Origin of the sequence: Gilliamella sp. Nev6-6, assembly GCF_001690605.1 — a bacterium.
GTDB classification, from domain to species: domain Bacteria; phylum Pseudomonadota; class Gammaproteobacteria; order Enterobacterales; family Orbaceae; genus Gilliamella; species Gilliamella apicola_C.
In genome coordinates, this window is sequence record NZ_LZHP01000103.1 from 1 (window position 1) to 2,955 (window position 2,955).

Sequence of the window (2,955 nt, forward strand, 5' to 3'; positions counted from 1 at the left end):
ATAGCCGTGGTCGATTGCTTAATCAAAAAGTCAGGGTCAAAGACAGCCTGAATAAACCGATTGAACGTCATTACCAATATAATATTGCCGGTGAGCTCACCCAAATGACCGACAACTACAAAGGGGTAAAAACCTTTACCCACGACTTAAAAAGCCGACTCAGTAGCGCTAGCCACCAACCTTATAGCCAAGGGCAGTTACCGGATGAGCTGAGCTATAAAGGCTATCATGAGCACTTTTATTTCGACGGGGCCGATAACTTACTGGGCAGTGAAAAGCCACTTGATGAATTAAAACACGCATCATCTACTGCCAAAACCCATGGCACCCCCAAAGCACCCTGCCCCCACAGCAACAAGCTCAAGGCTAACCGCTTATTGATTCAAGGTGACCGGCATTATCAGTACGACCAATACGGCAATGTGATTCGAGAGTTACGCGGTAAACGGCAACATACTGAACACCAATTTAAATGGAATGGGCAACATCAGCTTATTGAATTTAAAAAAATCCGCCACTACTGGGACGAAAACGACAAAGACTTTCATCAAACGGTAGAAACCGTACACTGTTATGAGTATGACGCCTTTGGTCGCCGAATCAGCAAAACCGACATGCAAACGGGCGATAAAACGCTGTTCTTTTGGCAAGGTGAAAACCTCATTACGGAATGCCACGCCGATGATGCGGACTTTAGTGTAGAGGTAATCCGCAATGAACACACCAAGGCCCAAGACTACCGCTGCATCAGTTACATTTACGAGCCGGGCAGCACCGGCTTTAGACCGATGGCGCAGTTAGTCGGTCGTGGACGAGGTGGGCAAATCTACTACCTCAACGACCAACTCGGCACCCCACAAGAGCTCATAACGGCGAATGGCGACATTGTCTGGAGTGGTGTTTACAAATCCTATGGCAACCTTGCCATAGAATACCGCACCGTACCACAAAACCTGCGCTTTCAAGGGCAGTATTTTGACGAAGACAAATTTGTCTGGAACAAATTTGAACAATGCTTTAGCATTGGCCCTGCAAGGGTGAGTATCAGGATGATACGAATAATCTGGGTTACATTATAATCGCTACCGCTATTACGACCCGTACACCGCCCGCTACATCAGCCAAGACCCAATAGGGCTTGCTGGTGGTGAAAATGCCTACCGCTACGTCCCCGACCCACTGGCTTGGATTGACCCGTTGGGGTTGTCGGATGAGTGTCCGGGGACAAATTCAGTAAAATATAGAAAATGGAACTAAGACACATTCAATTGTTGATGGAGTGGAAAGAACTGTGCATAGAAGTGGTAATGTAGGTGTTGTAACTGAAGGTAATGGCAAATTTGTTTTGATTATTTTAAGGGGGAAAACGCAATAATGAATTGGATATATCCCAATGTTATTAACTTTCTAAAAATCAAATGTTACTCTTTTTTGAATAAAGAAATCAGTGTAGAGGAAATACAATCTATCATTTATAATACGGAACATCAAATTTTATCTATAGAAGAAAAATGGTTAAGAGAATTACTTTTTAACATAGAGAATGAAATTGAATTATTACGTTACACAGTAGATAAAGAACAGCTAGAAACTGCTGTTGAACTGATTATTAAAAATCTACTAGCTAAACTAAAATAGCTCGGCTGTAAGAAATCAGCCTAGTTATTTACACTTCATGATTAAAATAATTCTCGAAAACCTCATAAGGAATTTTTCCCGAAATCGCTTTATAGGTTTAATTGTATTATAGTAGTTAATAAAATCGCTACCGCTATTACGGCCCTCACACAGGTCGCTACATCAGCCAAGACCGAATAGGACTGGCTGGTGGTGAAAATGCTTATAGCTATGTTCCCGCCCCACTGGCTTGGATTGACCCGTTGGGATTGTCGGGGTTGTCGGATGAGTGTCCGGGAATTAATGGGAATAATCTTCCGCCTTTAACTGCAGAGCAGCAACAATTAATCAAAAATGCAGAAAATATTTCAACGGCAAAGGCTGGTAAGCAGGTAACAGTACCGCGCGATTTGAATGAACAAATTTTTTGGCGACAAGTAGAAAAAAATCCAGCTTTGGGCGGAGAATTACCAGGAATGAATAACGATCCTCGCTTTCCTGAATCGGCTGGATTCAAAAAAATGCAGGCTATGCATAAACTTCCTGATGGTTCAAACATCAATATTCATTATCAATATAATTCATATACAGGAAAAGCATATGATATGAAAATAACATCAGTCAAACCCAAATGGCCACAACCAGGTGTATCGTTTATAGACAAATAAAAGGTTATATTATGAAAATTCAAGAATTAGATGGGACTATTATAGATGTATTTGCAATTTATTGGTTCAATGATAAAACTCTTTTTTTAGGGCTTCCTAAAAATTACGGAGGATTTATTGCATATAAAGCTACTGAAGTATCAGTAATTGAACCTCACATTAATTTTAAGACAGTATATTTTGAAAATAATTCAAAAGGTATTTTTCACTGGGCTTTAATTCAGGAATCTTTATTAGATGATTTAGTTGAACGAGACGAAGACGCATATAAACGTTTCCTTGAAATCATTAAATCAGAAAATTTAGTTAATCCTGAATTTTATTAGAAGATAATCAAATCCCTGCTTATTTTGTGGGGAGTAGAAAAAAATCCAGCTTTGGGTGGAGAATTACCAGGAATGAATAACGATCCTCGCTTTCCTGAATCGGCTGGATTCAAAAAAATGCAGGCTATGCATAAACTTCCTGATGGTTCAAACATCAATATTCATTATCAATATAATTCATATACAGGAAAAGCATATGATATGAAAATAACATCAGTCAAACCCAAATGGCCACAACCAGGTGTATCGTTTATAGACAAATAAAAGGTTATATTATGAAAATTCAAGAATTAGATGGGACTATTATAGATGTATTTGCAATTTATTGGTTCAATGATAAAACT

Annotated in this window: 6 protein-coding genes and 2 pseudogenes; all 8 read left to right on the top strand. The window is 39.4% G+C overall.

The features are described from left to right. Positions 1 to 788: 788 nt before the first annotated feature. Positions 789 to 884: pseudogene (locus tag A9G42_RS14900) on the top strand (hypothetical protein); the annotation flags it as partial. A gap of 91 nt (positions 885 to 975) precedes the next feature. Then, positions 976 to 1,041, top strand: coding sequence for a hypothetical protein (locus A9G42_RS14905; protein WP_442903206.1), 66 nt, complete (start codon positions 976 to 978; stop codon positions 1,039 to 1,041). A 75-nt stretch (positions 1,042 to 1,116) separates the two neighbouring features. After that, positions 1,117 to 1,257, top strand: a complete 141-nt coding sequence (locus A9G42_RS14910; protein WP_442903207.1) for an RHS repeat-associated core domain-containing protein — start codon at positions 1,117 to 1,119, stop codon at positions 1,255 to 1,257. Positions 1,258 to 1,374: 117 nt separating this feature from the next. Further along, positions 1,375 to 1,638, top strand: coding sequence for a hypothetical protein (locus tag A9G42_RS13005; protein WP_065653602.1), 264 nt, complete (start codon positions 1,375 to 1,377; stop codon positions 1,636 to 1,638). A 134-nt stretch (positions 1,639 to 1,772) separates the two neighbouring features. Continuing rightward, positions 1,773 to 1,877, top strand: a pseudogene (locus A9G42_RS14915) (RHS repeat-associated core domain-containing protein); the annotation flags it as partial. Between the two features lie 3 nt (positions 1,878 to 1,880). Further along, entirely contained in the window at positions 1,881 to 2,285 is a 405-nt protein-coding gene (locus A9G42_RS13480) for a hypothetical protein (RefSeq protein WP_082212210.1), read from the top strand. A gap of 11 nt (positions 2,286 to 2,296) precedes the next feature. Continuing rightward, positions 2,297 to 2,611, top strand: a complete 315-nt coding sequence (locus tag A9G42_RS13020) for a hypothetical protein (protein ID WP_065653603.1) — start codon at positions 2,297 to 2,299, stop codon at positions 2,609 to 2,611. Positions 2,612 to 2,683: 72 nt separating this feature from the next. Then, complete coding sequence (locus A9G42_RS13025) at positions 2,684 to 2,875, top strand: hypothetical protein (RefSeq protein WP_065653604.1); 192 nt, start codon at positions 2,684 to 2,686, stop codon at positions 2,873 to 2,875. Positions 2,876 to 2,955 lie beyond the last annotated feature (80 nt).